The organism is Vibrio sp. 811 (genome assembly GCF_033339195.1).
On the sequence record NZ_JAWOUB010000555.1, the window covers coordinates 1 to 623 of the forward strand.

Genomic DNA, 623 nt, shown 5'->3' on the forward strand with positions numbered 1-623 from the left:
AGGGCTACGTTTAGGTCGACGTTTGTATGATGCGCGTAAAGAGCTTTGCCGTAGTAAGAACTTCAAAGCAATTTTAGCCGGTGGTCGCATTCCTAATTACCACCAATACGCAGATGAACTGAGCGTTGCAGAGTACATCGACAAAGTAAAACGCCGTGAATTGCACGACCCGATCCTCTCCTTCCAGCTTGCGAATGACTTTGATGTTAAACGCATCATGCGTGGCTATTTGCCAGAAGATAACGCCTCAAAAGGCTACGCCACGTTGCTAGAGTGGGATAATTTTTTCTACGAGGAAGACATTCAATCCGTTCACGACATTGAGAAAACCTTGATTCGTATTGGCGTGGTGCAATGGCAAATGCGCGCGATGAACGATTTGGAAGACTTGCTCGATCAAGCCGAGTTTTTTATCTCCTCTCTGGCCAACTACAAAGCCGACTTTCCTTTGTTTCCTGAGTTCTTCAATGCTCCGTTGATGGGATTGCAAAACGATCAAAACTCGGTTGAAGCTATTCGCTTTCTTGCTAGCTTTACAGAAGAGATCAAAAACCGTTTCTCGCAAATGGCGGTCACTTACAACATCAATATCATTGCTGGCAGTATGCCGCTCATAGAAGATG

The 623-nt window shown here is 45.3% G+C and carries 1 protein-coding gene; it reads left to right on the forward strand.

Going from position 1 to position 623, the window contains the following annotated elements; translation table 11 throughout:
- Window positions 1-623: nitrilase-related carbon-nitrogen hydrolase (locus tag R7Q46_RS28065; RefSeq protein ID WP_411978786.1), on the forward strand; the 623-nt coding region annotated here is incomplete at both ends.